Origin of the sequence: Corynebacterium kroppenstedtii DSM 44385, from assembly GCF_000023145.1 — a bacterium.
Classification (GTDB): Bacteria; Actinomycetota; Actinomycetes; order Mycobacteriales; family Mycobacteriaceae; genus Corynebacterium; species Corynebacterium kroppenstedtii.
Window position 1 is genome coordinate 1,828,778 of sequence record NC_012704.1, and the last position, 14,139, is coordinate 1,842,916.

At 59.6% G+C, this 14,139-nt stretch carries 13 protein-coding genes; 7 read left to right on the top strand and 6 right to left on the bottom strand.

The window, feature by feature from the left end; all coding sequences use genetic code 11:
- Positions 1-60 precede the first annotated feature (60 nt).
- Both CKROP_RS07640 and CKROP_RS07645 read left to right on the top strand, forming a co-directional pair.
- On the top strand, positions 61-702 hold the full coding sequence (locus tag CKROP_RS07640) for a DUF1707 domain-containing protein (protein ID WP_012732160.1): 642 nt from the start codon (positions 61-63) through the stop codon (positions 700-702).
- Between the two features lie 82 nt (positions 703-784).
- Positions 785-1,303 carry a hypothetical protein gene (locus CKROP_RS07645; protein WP_012732161.1) on the top strand — a complete coding sequence of 173 codons (519 nt, stop codon included), beginning with the start codon at positions 785-787 and terminating at the stop codon, positions 1,301-1,303.
- 71 nt (positions 1,304-1,374) lie between these two features.
- Here CKROP_RS07645 and CKROP_RS07650 read toward each other — a convergent pair whose 3' ends face one another.
- On the bottom strand, positions 1,375-2,781 hold the full coding sequence (locus CKROP_RS07650) for an NAD(P)H-quinone dehydrogenase (protein ID WP_012732162.1): 1,407 nt from the start codon (positions 2,779-2,781) through the stop codon (positions 1,375-1,377).
- Positions 2,782-3,022: 241 nt separating this feature from the next.
- A complete protein-coding gene (upp, locus tag CKROP_RS07655; protein ID WP_012732163.1) occupies positions 3,023-3,661 on the bottom strand; it encodes a uracil phosphoribosyltransferase in 639 nt (212 codons plus the stop codon).
- Between the two features lie 141 nt (positions 3,662-3,802).
- Here upp and CKROP_RS07660 point away from each other — a divergent pair, with 141 nt between their 5' ends.
- From CKROP_RS07660 to CKROP_RS07670, 3 genes are all read left to right on the top strand, one after another.
- Positions 3,803-4,159: a hypothetical protein gene (locus CKROP_RS07660; RefSeq protein WP_012732164.1), complete on the top strand. Its 357-nt coding sequence runs from the start codon at positions 3,803-3,805 to the stop codon at positions 4,157-4,159.
- 3 nt (positions 4,160-4,162) lie between these two features.
- Complete coding sequence (locus tag CKROP_RS11155) at positions 4,163-5,371, top strand: C40 family peptidase (protein ID WP_012732165.1); 1,209 nt, start codon at positions 4,163-4,165, stop codon at positions 5,369-5,371.
- Between the two features lie 63 nt (positions 5,372-5,434).
- Positions 5,435-6,847 carry a SatS C-terminal domain-containing protein gene (locus CKROP_RS07670; protein WP_012732166.1) on the top strand — a complete coding sequence of 471 codons (1,413 nt, stop codon included), beginning with the start codon at positions 5,435-5,437 and terminating at the stop codon, positions 6,845-6,847.
- Positions 6,848-6,873: 26 nt separating this feature from the next.
- Here the strand turns inward: CKROP_RS07670 and CKROP_RS07675 are convergent, their stop codons facing one another.
- From CKROP_RS07675 to CKROP_RS07690, 4 genes are all read right to left on the bottom strand, one after another.
- A complete protein-coding gene (locus CKROP_RS07675; protein WP_012732167.1) occupies positions 6,874-7,716 on the bottom strand; it encodes an ATP-binding cassette domain-containing protein in 843 nt (280 codons plus the stop codon).
- Entirely contained in the window at positions 7,713-8,681 is a 969-nt protein-coding gene (locus tag CKROP_RS07680) for an ABC transporter permease (RefSeq protein ID WP_180962439.1), read from the bottom strand. Before CKROP_RS07680 ends, CKROP_RS07675 begins: the two co-directional genes overlap by 4 nt.
- Positions 8,682-8,773: 92 nt before the next feature.
- Positions 8,774-9,727, bottom strand: coding sequence for a substrate-binding domain-containing protein (locus CKROP_RS07685; RefSeq protein WP_231725362.1), 954 nt, complete (start codon positions 9,725-9,727; stop codon positions 8,774-8,776).
- Positions 9,728-10,035: 308 nt separating this feature from the next.
- Complete coding sequence (locus CKROP_RS07690) at positions 10,036-11,454, bottom strand: adenosine deaminase (protein ID WP_420838928.1); 1,419 nt, start codon at positions 11,452-11,454, stop codon at positions 10,036-10,038.
- 118 nt (positions 11,455-11,572) lie between these two features.
- On the opposite strand from CKROP_RS07690, the gene CKROP_RS07695 reads away from it, so the two are divergent.
- Together CKROP_RS07695 and CKROP_RS07700 are read left to right on the top strand one after the other, a co-directional pair.
- Positions 11,573-12,997 carry a D-alanyl-D-alanine carboxypeptidase family protein gene (locus CKROP_RS07695; RefSeq protein WP_012732171.1) on the top strand — a complete coding sequence of 475 codons (1,425 nt, stop codon included), beginning with the start codon at positions 11,573-11,575 and terminating at the stop codon, positions 12,995-12,997.
- A 153-nt stretch (positions 12,998-13,150) separates the two neighbouring features.
- Positions 13,151-14,065 (top strand): hypothetical protein, encoded by a 915-nt coding sequence (locus CKROP_RS07700; protein WP_012732172.1) that lies wholly within the window; start codon positions 13,151-13,153, stop codon positions 14,063-14,065.
- Positions 14,066-14,139 lie beyond the last annotated feature (74 nt).

The following is a 14,139-nucleotide window of genomic DNA, read 5'->3' on the forward strand; positions in this document are numbered from 1 at the left end:
TCCGGAGCGTGAGCTCGGATTTCCCACCAGCGACGCCGATGACACCAAGGAGCGCTTCGGATGCCTACCAATACGGGGCCTTTCCCTTCGGGCACCTACCGAGTAAGCGATGATGATCGCCAGCATGCCATCGAGTTATTGGGCATCCACTTCTCACAGGGCCGCTTGACCATTGACGAGTACGACCAGCGGGTGTCGTCGGCTTCTGCTGCGCTGAATAATGACGACTTAAATGCCCTGTTCACGGACTTGCCAGGGCTTCCGTCTGCCACTATTTCGAAGAGCTCTCAATCGCTGGTGACGATGTCCGATGGCACTGTCCTCCCTCCAGCGTCATATGGGCGGAATATCCGGTTAGGGTTGCTGCTGGGATCATCCACTCTTCTCGCTATGCCCGTCGCGATTAATGCTGCGCTCGCACCCATTTTGTTCTTGATCCCCCTGATTTTCATCCTGCTCTACATCATGAAGGTGGGGCCGGAATCGTGGCACACCGCGTCGCGGATCCGCCAAGCGAAGCGTCTGCAGCGCGCTCAGCTGCGGATGGACAAGGAAAAACTGGAGTTGGAGCGACGGAAACTGCGGGTGGAGCAGAAGCAGCGGCGGCGGGAAATTCAACAGGACGCGATGAGTTCGGCCATGAACTTTGCGCACACTGTGGCGAATTCCGCGAAGGGAATCTCTGCCCGCCGACGTCGGTAGGGTTCGCGGAGTTGTAGCGTGCGCTCAATGTCACTCGACGACGCTGGGTTGGTTTTCGCTCGGGCTCCTAAAATTGATTCTCATGGAACCCATGCAATTGAACGGCGGCCGCTTTTATCTGCGTCCTTTGTCCGCCGATGACCGCATTAACGACGTCCCCGCCCTGGCGCTAGCCGCCGAGTGGGCGGATCATTCCAGCAATAGTTCTGACAGCTCGAAACACAGTGGCGGTTCGGGCAGCGCTATTGATGAGAGCTTCATCGAACTTCGTCGCAATCAATGGTTGACGGGGACGGCGCTGTCCTGGGCAGTGTGTGAACAAACTCAGGTTGAGATGCTCGCGGAGGCCATTCTCTTTTCCGACGACGGAGTCATCGTGGATCCTTCGGAGGAGAACGAAGCCTCAAGCGACGATGCACACCGTGCCCCCAAGGCCACACATGCAACTCTCTCCATTCGCCCCGCGGGTGACCCGACTCGCGTCGTTCCTAATGAACCGGATGCAGAGAAGAAAACCGTCGGCGATGCTGTTGAGGAAGCCGAGGGCACAATCAAGCGATGGGCCGAAGGGTACCTCGGGCTCACCGTCACGCTGATTTAGCAGGAGTTTATGTGGTGCGGGCTCACGTTTAACGCGGGCCCCTTTTTAGCGGGAGCCCGGGGAATCCGTCGTTAATCCAGGTCGTCGTGAGCGACCAAGTGGCGGGCAGCCTCGGTCACCGAGCCGGAAAGCGAGGGGTACACAGAGAACGTCCGGCTCAGGTCCTCCACGGTCAACCGGTTCGTCACGGCAATAGCGATCGGCAAAATCAATTCGGAAGCCGACGGGGCGACCACCACACCACCAATGACGATGCCGGAATTCTTGCGGCAGAAAACCTTGACAAAACCGTGGTTAAGGGACCGCATCTTGGCACGCGGATTGCCTTTCAGCGAATAGGTCTCAATTCGCGCAGACACTTCCCCAGATTCAATTTGCTTCTGGGATACACCCACCGTTGCCAGCTCCGGGCGGGTAAACACTGCCGACGCCACCGTCCGCAACCGGATCGGGGTAACACCCTCACCCAAAGCGTGATACATAGCAATGCGCCCCTGCATCGCGGCGACGGACGCCAGCGGGAACAAGTCAGTACAGTCCCCCGCCGCATAAATGCCGGGGACCGACGTCCTGGATACGCGGTCAACCTTGATGTGGCCCGAACGTGTCAGATCAACCCCCACCTTGTCGAGCCCCAGATCACGCGTATTCGGCACAGAGCCGACGGTCATCAACGCGTGAGAACCCTCCACCTCACGCCCGTCGTTAAGAATGACCTTGATCCCGTTATCGGTGTACTCCACTGCCTTACACCGGCCACGCTTGACCAGGTGAACTCCCCGCTCGTCCAGCACATTTTCCAGCACGCGTGCAGCGTCGGAATCCTCATGCGGAAGAATTTGATCCCCCGAGGCCACCATCGTGACCTCTACCCCCAACTCAGTGAACGCCGACACAAACTCCGCGCCCGTCACACCGGACCCGACAACAATGAGATGCTCCGGTACTTCCTCCAGGTCATAAATCTGACGCCACGTCAGGATGCGGTTCCCATCGGGCTTCGCGCCGGGAAGGATACGAGGCGTGGCCCCCGTCGCCAAGAGAACAAGGTCACATTCAATTGTTTCTTCTGAACCATCGGCTTGCTCCACCAAAACGCGGTGAATAGTGCGGCCCGGCTCATAATCGTTCAACCTGGCGGTCCCCGGAATCAGGCGAATCTCCGAGGCGATCATCTGCCGCTGCACATCGTCCGACTGAGTCTGAGCCAGGTGTTTGACGCGCTTGTTGACTTCCGCGTACGGCAGCCGCTTGCCGTCGTAACCTGCGTGGAAGCCCATCGCATCCGCCCGACGCATGTCGGTGCGAATACCCGTGGCGGCAATAAAGCTTTTCGACGGTACACAGTCATGCAGAACACATGATCCCCCCATGCCCCGATCCTCAACGACCGTGACCTCCGCCCCGTACTTCGCGCCTGCTAATGCGGCTTCATAGCCCGCCGGGCCTCCGCCGATAATCACGATCCGTTTAGCCACCAGTTCGCTCCTCGATGTGGTGATGTTTCAGGGGCATACTCAGCGCCCAGAGACAAGGACCGAACCCGGCACACGGTCACATGCGCGAGGCTCACTACGGCCGTCGTCAAGGCGCAGCTCGTCTCTTTCAGAATAAACTAAACCCCACACATAACCCTGGTTCGGGCTAAAAGCAGACACCCCCGACGCCACAAAGAGGGGTAGGCCGTCGAGGCTGAGTGCCTACAGACCGCGCCTGTAGCTACAGATCGATATTTCGGGGACCATACAGACGGTCGCCCGCGTCGCCTAGACCAGGGACAATGTAGGCATCCTCATTCAACGACGGATCGATCGTCGCCGTGACCAACCGTGTAACAGGAAGGTCGGCGGCCTTCAACGCCTGCACCCCCGGTTCGGCGGCCACCATGCAGATGCAGGTGATGTCGTCCGCGCCCCGGCTGGCCAGCAGACGGATCGCGTGAAGCAGCGAGCCACCCGTCGCCAACATGGGGTCGACGAGGAAGACGGGGCGACCAGAAAGGTCATCCGGCAACGCCTCCAAGTACGGCACAGGCTTGTGCGTCGTCTCATCACGAGCCAAGCCGATGAACCCCACTTGAGCGTCGGGAATCATGGACAATGCTGGGTCCACCATGCCGAGCCCGGCACGAATAATCGGAACGATAATGGGGGGCTCGGTCAGGCGGAATCCATCAGCCTGGTCTACCGGGGTGGACACGGGGAAGGTATCCACTGAAAGATCTCGGCTGGCCTCGTACACCAGCATCATGCCTAAATCTGACAACGCCGCCCGGAAAACATCATTTGTGCTGCGCTTATCGCGCATGATGGTCAGCCTCGACGACACCAACGGATGATCAACGACCCTAATCTCCATAAAAACCAGCTTACCTGTGGGGAACCATAACGAAACTCGCGCGTCTAACCCCACCGCACGAGAAATATCACATAGCCCGGCAGGCAGGCCTGGCGCACCTGGCACGCCTCTGGCTCGACCGATACACAGGAGGACACCGCAATGATGGAGACCGGCTCGATTACCGCCCAGCCTGACGCTTTACGCACCGCTTCAGATCAGCTGGCGGGCTGCGCAGATACTGTCAGCCGCCTACGCGATGGTCATGAGGCCAATCCCCCGGGCTTTGCCAGGTGTTCCCCTCACATACCCGCTCTTCAGCGCGCTATCGAGTTGCTGGGGCAAAACCATGACCGGCTCAGACACGAACTGGGACAGTTCAGCGAATCGTTGTTCTCAATCTCGCAGGGTACGCGGACCCTGGCCGATACCGTCGATCATTCTGACACGGTAGCTGCCGTGCGTATGAACTCGCTGACCAGCACGATTCAAGGTAACCCCGAAGGAGGGCAACGATAACTCATGCCTTCGTTTATTGGTTCATCTGTATCGTCCGAGGCCGCAACGCTCATTGAAGACACCGTTCACTACATCACGTCGCTGCTCCCGATCACCCCGGAAACGCCACTACCAGATTTCACTCACCATTACCCGCTTTTCGACGCCACGCAACGCGAACTCGGCGCGATGCTATCCGGGCCGTGGAAAGAGAGCACGTCAACTGTTGATAGTGCGCTGGTTGGCGAGGCGGGAAACGCGTGGCATGATGGACTGGATCGTGCTGGCAAGGGGGCGGAATCGCTCCGACGCTCGGCCGAGGACGCGTCGCACGCGAGCATCCACATAGCCAGCACCCTCATCAAAGGCGCGCTCGATATCTCCGGGATTGCTAACCGATATCTCACGACCGCGACGTCACTGCTCACTGGAAGCATGAGCATCCCTATTCTTTTGGGCCCAATCCCGTTGAAGCCCGGGACCGGGATCATGCCGGCGTTGAAAAAGGCATCCGCTGAAGCGCGACACGAAGCCGACACCGCAGCGGAACGTATCAACACGGAGCTCGAAGGCGATGTTGCAGTACTTCAGCGGTTGTTGGAGGAGCCGTCACCTGCCTTCCCGCAGTGCGAAGTGGACATACCGCCCGATCCACCGTCGGCAGCGGTAACGACCCCCGCTGGATCCCCACCCACGCTTAACTCTGCGAATGATGTGGAGGCCGGATCACCGGGGGCGTCAGGATCATTAGGGGCGTCAACACCTGCACCGGGACCGGCGCTGAATACCGTGCCGGGCGGCCAAGCACCTGTCGCCCAGCCACCAGCCGTTTCGACACCACCTGCTGCACCACCGCCACCATCACATGCGTCGGCCAGCGGAGCCTCACCCCAAGCACTACAAGCGGTAGAAGCCGCGCGCAGTGCCATCGGAACGCCGTACCAATGGGGAGGAAACACCCCCGGCGTCGGTCTTGACTGCTCAGGGCTCACACATTGGGCGTATGCCCAAGCAGGAGTAGACATTCCGCGGCTCGCTGAGGCGCAAACCGTCGGCACACAGGTCACCCAAGACCAACTTCTCCCCGGTGATCTTGTGGTGTGGGATGGACACGTCGCGATGTACGTCGGCGACAGCATGATGATAGAAGCAGGTGATCCCGTCCAAACCTCGCCGCTACGGACCACCAACATGGGGATGAACTTCCTCGGCTTCTACCGGCCCACGGGGTAACTGCCGGCGCTAACGCACCCGACCTGTTAGCACTAACGATAAAGCACGCTACGATGAGGGATCATGGCCACCGAGAGCATAATCCCAGTCCAACTGGAACTGACCAGCGGAACGTACTACACCCTATGGGCACCGTCCTGGAAAGAGAACGGTGAAGAATGGCAGGCGTTTCTCGGATCAGACGATAGCCTCTACTTCTTCACCTCCCCCGCCGAACTCTTGGCGTATATCAACTCCGGCGCACCCATCGACCTCGCCGAGCACCCCAAGTGGCGCGCATTCCTACATAAGGACGCGGAATCACAGGCTGTTCCCACGCCCCGCCATGTCTACGACCTGGTTGCCGTTCCCGCCATGCTGGCAGAAAAACCCAGCTACGCCTCCGTCGACAAGGTCGAGCGAAACCTAGCTATGGCGCGCTCCCTCGGCCGGGTGTGCGGAATCGACCGCATCAACGGGTTCTTCAACAGCTACTCGCTGCTCTCCAACCTCAGCCGCGGAGCTGAGCACTTTACTGGCGACGACGGCAATGGCGAATGGTCTGCCATCGGCCAAACGATTCTCTCCAACTGGGGCCCTGTCCTCGATGCCCTCGACAACGAAGCCGTGGACGATGGAGGCTTCGACGACAACGCCAGCACGTCCGGCGATGCCGCGAATGTATCGTCTACCAGCACAAGCGTCCCCGTCGGCGCACCGACCGGCGACACGGCAAGCAACGCAGGCGCAACTGGAACGCGCACCGCTCCCGTCTTCGTCACTCCCGCCATTCCCGGGAACAACCCCACCGATTCCATCAATAATGCCCAGCGCAGCATCGACGATGCTATTGCCGCACGTGAGGACCACGAAAAAGAGGTAGCCGCGGAGCGCGCCTCGCAGGCAGAGAACGATGAGGCCAGCTCCACGCCGGCCACCGACCCCTATGACTCCACCATTTGGGCGTCCGTCGGCATCGATCCGATCACGATCGTGATGAATGGGCGTACTCTCTACACCCTGCGGTGCTACATCAACGATCGCCCCGTGTTCCTCGGCAAGTTCGGCCAGATTTACACGTTCACGTCCGGGCGCGCTCTCAGCCGCTGGATCGTCGACCATAAAGACCACGACCTGGCGACCGTTTCCACCTGGGGAGAACTCGTCAACAAAGCCAACGTCGGTGAGCTCAAGGTAGAAACGCACCCCACGAACAACTACGTCTTCACCAACTTGGCGGAGTCCATCGCCAAAGGGCCCAACGCCGTCGATACCGACCAGCTCGGCCAGGCCTACGAAGTCATTGCCGATGCTTCCGACTGGGCAGAGGACGACGCCGTGAACTCCGTACTCCTCGCCGTGCCCGAGCTGCAGGAATACATCTCGTACATGCTGGGTACGTCATCGAATTACCTCCCCTCGGCGCCGTACGACACCGAGGCCGACGGATGGCGTCGCCTGGAAGAAACGCTGAGCGAACGGTTCAGCAAGTCCTAGGCGCGGACCTAAAACCCACGCGCGGGCTAGGCGCGGACCTGCCCGAGCTCGTGGGATAGGGATTCGAGCTCCTCACCGCCAGCCATTTGCGCGGTGAGCTGCTCCAACGTGATGTCCTGGCGGCCCGCATCCAACTGCATGCGACCGTGCCCCAGCAACACAAAGTGGTCCCCCACCAAATAGGCGTGATGAGGGTTGTGGGTGATCAAGATAACGCCCAGCCCCCGTTCCTTCGCCTGCTGAACAAACCGCAGCACCATGCCCGACTGCTTCACGCCCAGCGCGGCCGTTGGCTCATCCAGAATGATCGCCCGCGCACCAAAGTGAACCGCTCGAGCGATCGCCACAACCTGGCGCTGCCCACCGGACAACGTCGAAATCGGCACCGTCACGTCGGGGAGATCAATGCCCATCGACTTCAGCGCAGTGTCGGTGGTCTTTTTCATGTGCTCCGCGTCCAAGGGAGCAACCATGCCCAGCCAGTTCGGCCCGCGAACCACCTCGTGCCCGAGGTAGAAATTGCGCCACACCGGCATATCCGGCACCACTGCCAAATCCTGGAAGACGGTGGAAATACCGCGGGCAATAGCGTCCTTCGGGGACTTCAGCGCAACGGTCTCGCCGTCGATAAGAACACGTCCCTCGGTGGGTTTGTGCAGGCCCGATAGCGTCTTGATCAGCGTCGACTTGCCGGCACCATTGTCGCCTAGCACGCAGGTCACCTCGCCGGCATAGACAGACAGCGTCATGTGCGAGAGCGCGACGTGCGTCCCATAGGCCTTGGTGACGTCGTCAAGCGCGAGGATCGGGGTCCGTGACTCGGCCGACGGCGACGGGGTTGCGGGTGGTGTCATCGCGGTATCGCTCATCGTGTGCTGTTCCTTTTCTCCATGGCTCGGTTCGACAGCACCGCCAGCAACAGCATGGCCCCGAGGAAGAACTTGAACCAATCGGGGTTCCAGCCCGCGTACACAATGCCCTGGTTGATCATGCCGAAAATGAACGCGCCGATTGCCGTGCCGATCGCGGTTCCTTTTCCGCCCTTCATCGACACCCCACCGATGACGGCGCCGATAATGTACAAAAACTCATTGCCGACGCCCTGCCCTGCCTGGACGGAGTCGAAGGCGAAGAGCGTGTGCATACCGACGAACCACGCAGCGACCGACACCCCGATGAAAAGGAGCACTTTGACCCGGGTCACGGGGATGCCTTGTGCGCGGGCGGAGTTGTGGTCGCCACCGACGGCGAAAATCCAGTTGCCGAAACGAGTGGAATACAGGACGTAGGTCGCGATGGCGACGAAGACGAGCCACCAAAGCACCGTGATCTTCACCGACACCGAGCCGATGGTGATGGACGACGCAAATACGTCTTTGGCGCTGCCGAAACCCTGCATGTCCGAGATCGACGGCGTCGAGACCGCGTTGGTGACCCACTTAGTGATCGCCAAGTTGAGGCCCTGAAGCATGAGGAAGCTGGCCAGAGTGATGAGGAAGCTGTCTAGCCCCGTCTTCATCACCAACACACCGTTGAACGTGCCGATCGCCACGGCGATCAGCAGTGACAACACCACGCCGGTCCATGAGTTGAGGTGCCAGTTGTAGTTCATCATCGTGGCGGCCAACGCGCCCGTGGTGACGGCCACACCGGAGGATAGGTCGAACTCGCCGCCGATCATGAGTAAGCCGACAGCCAAGGACATGATGCCGATGGTCGACGACGCATAGAGCACCGTCGAGAATGCGGCGAAAGAGCGGAACGACGGGGCCACCGCCATGAACAAGGCGAAGACAATGACAGCACCCAAGATGGAGGCTGCTTCCGGCCTCATGAGGGTTCGCTGCCACAAAGGCCGCCGCGCCGGTACGGACGATTCAGACGTCGGTGCGGATTCAGTGGCCGGCACAGATTCAGACGCTGTCGTCATCGCAGCCCCTCCTTAGCAGCATCCGCAATGGAATCCACGTTGGAGGAATCGACGAAGGATGGCCCCGAGTACACCGGACGGCCGCCTCCGATCGATGTCCCGTTGCGTTTGTGCAGCCACAACGAGTCCACGGCCATGTACCCCTGCAAATACGGTTGCTGGTCCACGGCGAATTGAACGTTGCCCGATTTAATGGCGTTGACCAGTTCCGCATTGGTATCAAAGGTGGCGATTTTGGCCTGCGAACCGGCGTCGCGGGCAGCATCCACCGCGCGGAGTGCGACCGGCGCAACCAGCCCCATCACCCAGTCAATGCTGTGATCCTGCGCGAGTTTCGATTCGATGGTGGCCTGCGCCGAGGGCAAATCTTGCCCATTAACGTAGAGGATCTCCGTATTCACTTTGTCTTTAATGCCACCGCAACGGGCTTCCTGGCTGGAATTGCCCTGCTCGTGAATGACGCACAAGGTGTGCTGGGCGCCTTGTTCTTTGAGCTTGTCGCCCACCGCTTCTCCAGCAACTTTCTCGTCCTGACCGAAGAACCCTTTCAGGCCGTACTTCTGCCAGACATCCATCCCGGCGTTCAACCCGACTGCCGGAATCTTCGCATCGTCGGCCTTCTTGGCGACGGGCCCGATGGCCTCCGGGTTCGGCATGGTGACAGCGATCCCGTCCACCTTGGAGTCGATCGCGTTCTGGACCAGATTCGCCTGGTTCGGCGCTTGGGGGTCGGAGGAATACCTGAAATCAACGTTGTCTTTTTTCGCGGCGTCCTCGGCACCTTTGCGCACGAGGTCCCAGAAGGTATCCCCAGGCGCACCGTGGGTGACCATCGCCACCGTCATACGGGGAGTATCGACGGTTCCTCCCCCACCGGAGCTTCCGGAACTCCGGGGCGCTCCGCCGGTGGATGAGCATGCCGCGCCCGCAACAGCTACGGCGCCAACCACGAGGGCGACGGCACACCGTCGAACGGTGTAAGAGACACGGTGGTGCACAGGTATCCCGATCCTTATGAGTGTCAGTGGTTAGATCCCGTCACCCGCGGCTGCGAATAACGGACATGTCTGATCAATCTCGCTATTTCACCCGCCTCAGTGGGGGTGGTCAAATCTGTTTCTGCTGGTGTTGAACGATTCAGATAATCTGAACAGGGATAGCTGTGACCAGTTAGCGTCACTTTTTACCCCCTTTTGCCCCGCGCCCTGTAGCTCGCCTCAGGCCAGCTATTCACGCCTATTACTTGCGCTCGTCGGGATTATTCACGCTTATCTGAACCGAGATCGCCTAAATCTAATCCGTCCAGACCGGCGAGTCCGTCAATGTCGTCGAGGCCTAAATCACCCAGATCGATATTTAATGTGTCCGCGCCCAAGTGGTTATGCCCATGGGCTCCATGAGCGTGGTCATGCGAGTGCCCCTCAGGATCGTGCTCGTCAGCACCATCGTCGTGGTGGCTGGAGCCGTCGGTTCGGCTAGTGCCCCTCATATCGGGATCACCAACCAGTTCCTCATACGCCGGGATGATCAGATCTCTGGCCAGGCGCTGCCGATCCGGCAGGGGGAGGAATGCTGCATCCATCGCGTTCAGGGTCAGGTGCAGCAGCTCGTCGTAACCGAAATCAAAACACTCGCCGAGCAGCAGCATTTCATCGGTCATCGTCGTGCCGGACACTGTCCGGTTATCTGTGTTCACGGTGCAGGTAAAACCCAGCTCATACAAAAGCGACAAGGGGTGATCCTCCATCGAGTCGACCAGTCCGGTCTGACGGTTCGACGTCGGGCACAGTTCCAAGGCAACAGTGCGGTCACGAACTCGAGCAGCCACAGGGCCCAATTCGATCCCGTCGAGGGACGCGCCGAAATCTTCGTAAATGCGAGCACCATGTCCGATACGCGACGCACCCAGGGCTAATGCGTCCTTCATCGACCCCACTCCGTCCGCTTCGCCCGCGTGGATCGTGAACGGAACGAGGTTTTCACGGAGCAGCTCCAATGCTTCAGCATGCTCACGGACCGAGAACCCTTCTTCCGGGCCTGCCAAATCAAAGCCGACAACATATCCGGACCCATCACCCGCATTATCGACGACGAGGCGCGCGATCTCCGTGGACCGATTGTTGTTCCTCATCGCGCACAGAATGAGCCGCGCGACGATCGGATTGTCCTCCGCGGCAGCACTCTGTTCACCAGTGCGAACACCGGCGATCGCGGCGTCGACAATGTGTTGAAGATCTAGCCCCTGCTCCTGGTGCTGTTCCGGCGCGAAACGGAGTTCCGCATACACAACGCCATCGCGGGCAAGGTCTTCGACGGCTTCGCGGGTCACGCGCTCGATAGCGTCGGCTGTTTGCATGACGGCGGTCGTGTGGGCGAATAATTGCAGGTACGACGGGAGATCCCCCGATTCGGCGGACGTGCGGAACCACTCCTCTAATGCGTCAGCGCGCGCGTCCTCGGGCTGAGACATGATGGCGTCCGGTAACCCGGAGTAGCCAGACTTCTGAGCAAGGTCGAGCAGCGTGGAAGGCCTCAGACCACCATCGATGTGGTCATGAAGCTCCACCTTGGGCAGCTGGGCGACCGTGTCACGATCGAGAGTTTTATGATCCGGACTAATCGATGGGCGCGGCCCCATGCTGGCGGAATACGGTGATTTCTGCGCGTTCATTGCCATAGGGTTCAGGCTAGCCGATGGGTAGGACATGCCGTCGAGGCCGCAACATTGGCGCAACCTGGCTGCACTCCGAAGTATCATATATATTCAGGGCCTAGTTTTCCTAAGATGCTAGATTATGGCTTCCCAGCGCTTTGCTCCCCACCCTCAACGGTCCGCACACCAGCGGCCCGTACAATCGCCGACCACTCTCCGGCGAACCATCGTGGCCAGCACGGTGAGCATCGCGCTGGGCTTCACCTCGTTTATGCCGGGGACGGGATTGGCCACACCGCCAGCAGCGGCAACCCCGGCTGCGGCGTCGGCACCCTCGGTGTCGGTGTTAGCCCAGGATGAGACCACTCCAACTCGTCCGATTGACCCGAACTGGATCCCCGTCGAAGCACCCCCTGACCAGCCACTACCCGACGATCCGACTCTTCACACCGAGTCTTGTCCCTTCCGGGAGCACACTCCCCCGGCCGTCGATGAGTCCGAAACGGTCCAACCCGGTGGCACCAGCCCCACCCCCATGCCGGTCAACACGGACCCCGAGGGCGGCAAAAAACTGCAGTCCTGCGGCGTCATTGTTCCGGAGGGGTTTAAGGTTCCCGAGCGACTCACTGTCGGATCATGGCTTATTTACGACGTCGACTCGGGCGATGTTATTGCCGCCAAGGACCCACATGGGCGGTACCGGCCGGCCTCCATTTTTAAAGTGTTGTTAGCTCGCGAAGCCATTGATCGTTTACCGCTGGATAGGGTTTTAACGGCCACTCAAGAGGATGCCAATATGGAGGGTTCTCATGCTGGAATTGGTCCGGACGGGAAATATACGGTGAGGCAGGCGCTGCAGGGGCTGCTGATGCGATCCGGTAATGACTGTGCCCATCTGCTCATGCGCGCCTTGGGTGGAGAGAAAAAAGTCCTGGCTGACTTGCAGAAACGAGCCGACGGGTCGGGCACGCAGGACACTCGGGTGACGTCGTATTCGGGGCTCGACGCGCCGGGGTTACAAACATCCGCCTACGATTTGGCGCTGCTGTATCGCGAAGCGTTCCACAACAAGACGTTTAACGAAATAGTCAATACGAAACTGGTTGATTTCCCCGGCTATCAAGATAATCCTGGTTTCCAAATCTCTAACGATAATGAGATGCTCTTCACCTATGAAGGGGCTTTTGGTGGGAAAACCGGGTTCACCGACGACGCCCGCCACACGTATTCCGGTGGCGCAGAGCGTAACGGGCGGAAACTAGCGGTCATCGAGCTGAACGCCACCAACGCTGCCGGAAAAGGGTGGGATCAAGCCACGAGGCTTCTTGACGCGGCGTGGCCCGTTCACGATTCCGTGGGGTATCTGGTCGGCTCCCCTGCTGCCGAGAAAGTGGGGAAGAATGATGGTCAGTTTGCTGGGGAAACCGTTGCCGAAGACCAGTCCGCGCCCCATCGTGGAAACGAGCTGCGGCGGCACCCGAAGGCGTTTGCTATCACATCTGGAATTGCCGCGCTCGTTATTGCCGGCGCAATCTGGAGTGTGCGACGCGGTCGGCGTCGGAAATGATAATTGTGCACATGCCCGGCCGCTAGATATAGCTCATACCCGGGATTCACACATCGTAAACAAATCGTTATTTTTATTCTTTTTTTATCACAATTGGCGCATAGTTGAGCATTCTGTTTACGTTAAAACGTCGCAGTGATTAAGTTGTCAGGTATGGATACGAAATCATCGTCCCCTCGTGAAACCGCCACTCCTGGTCATCACGGTGTCTCCACTCGGACGCGTCGCGTAGCGGCTTCGTCAGTAGCCATCATGGCGTCCACAGCCTTGGTGCTGAGTGGCGCTAATGTGGCCATGGCACATCCCACTTCGATGCCTGAGCACCCGGCTGACACGGCACTTGCGTCGGCCATTGACGGTGCTCACCACGATGCTCACCGGCTAGTCAAGGCTGAAGCTACTAAGGAATCCGCAGCTAACGCTGCGCAAGCCGCACGAAAAAATGATCGTATCGACGCTATTCACGGCCATGCTAAAGAGTCCGTCGGGACCGTGGTTACCCCGCTTTACGACTCTCTAACCAGCACCTATGACACTGTGGCACAGGCTAACGCTGATACCGCCACGCGCATTGCGTCCACAGCGAACTCGGTGCGCGAGCAGTCAGAGGCCCACCATAATCCGGTCGGCGCAGGTATCGCGGATACTGTCACGCAACGGACAGCCGCGGCCTCCAACGATTTCGCTGGTGCACAGCTTGCCGTCCACAATGCTGTCGGCTCCGCCGTCGACAACACTGTCTCTGTGGCTAACCAAACAATCGATGGTGTTGCAGACGGTGCACACGCGTCCATCGATAACCGCACTGCACAGAAGCAGGCATCGATTGATGCCGAAGCAGCTCAGGCCAATGAAGTCATCCACCATGTTTCTGACGCAGCGCAGGTAGCCGGTAACCAGTTCGCAACGGCCATCGGAGCTGCCCAGAACGTTGCCCCAGAAGCTGCCAAGCTCGCCCGCCAGGCAGTCGTATCCACGGTCAATCAGTTCGACCAAATGCTCATCAACACGGGTACGCAGCTCGGCGCTCCGAGCGTTGCCCACCAGGGCCCGGCACCGGCACAGTAAAACTATGCAGTAACAACGGAGCGATATTGCAGTAGGGCCATGAGGTAACTACTGCAGCCACATCGCTATATAAC